Consider the following 972-nt stretch of genomic DNA (forward strand, 5'->3'; position numbering starts at 1 on the left):
GCGCTGGCCAGCATCGTGACGTCGTTGCCGATTGCGACGAAGGTCGCTCCCAGCTCGAGGTAGCGCTTGGCGAGGCCCAGATCGCCGGTCAGAATACCGGCGGCTTTGCCGTGCGATCGGATCGCGACAAGCGCGCGCTCCACTTCGGCCTGCACTTCCGGCGCACCGGGCTTTCCGAGAAAACCCATATCAGCAGCCAGGTCGGCCGGCCCGATGAAGACGCCGTCGACGCCGTCGTTTGAGACGATGTCGTCAAGCGCTGCCAGCCCAGCCCGGTTTTCGACCTGCAGCAGCAGGCAGATCTCTTCATTGGCTGTCTGCAGATAGTCGGGATACGATTGAAGGCCGAGGCACGGGCGAGCGCCGCCCCGACGCCGCGGATGCCATGTGGCGGATAGCGAACGGCCCGAACCATCGCCTCCGCCTGGGCCCTGCTCTCGATCATGGGAACCAGCAACGTCTGCGCCCCGATATCGAGCAATTGCTTGATGATCCAGGCCTCGCCCACTGGAGGCGGATCACCGCGTGAGAGACGGTTGCCTTGATCGCTTGCAGCTGCGAAACCAGCAATGGCAGATCGTTCGGTGCGTGCTCGGCGTCGAACAGCAACCAGTCGAAGCCCGCCCCGGCGCAGATCTCGGCTGTATACGGACTGGCGAGGGCCTGCCAAAGACCGATCTGCGGTCCGCCTTCGGCAAGCGCCTTCTTGACCCCGCTGCTCGGTGCCGGCATTTGCGCTTCCTACTCGAAGAACAGGCCCACGGAGCCGTAAGGCCCGAAGTCCGCGTGGATGGTGTCGCCGTGCCTGCATTCCACGGGCCGGATGAAGGAGCCTGACAGCACCTCCTGCCCAGCCTCGATACGCATGCCATATTGATGCAGCCGGTTGGCGAGCCAGACGATGCCTTTAGCCGGATGGTCGAGCACGCCGGCGCCCAGGCCCGTCTCCTCGACCTCGCCGCTGCGCGACAC

Annotated in this window: 2 pseudogenes; both read right to left on the bottom strand. The window is 65.1% G+C overall.

Annotated elements, in window-relative coordinates:
• Positions 1–732 (bottom strand): annotated as a pseudogene (hpaI, locus tag EN742_RS36050) (4-hydroxy-2-oxoheptanedioate aldolase); the annotation flags it as partial.
• A gap of 9 nt (positions 733–741) precedes the next feature.
• Positions 742–972, bottom strand: a pseudogene (locus tag EN742_RS36055) (2-oxo-hepta-3-ene-1,7-dioic acid hydratase); the annotation flags it as partial.

Source organism: Mesorhizobium sp. M4A.F.Ca.ET.020.02.1.1, assembly GCF_004022645.1.
In the GTDB taxonomy this organism is placed as follows: domain Bacteria; phylum Pseudomonadota; class Alphaproteobacteria; order Rhizobiales; family Rhizobiaceae; genus Mesorhizobium.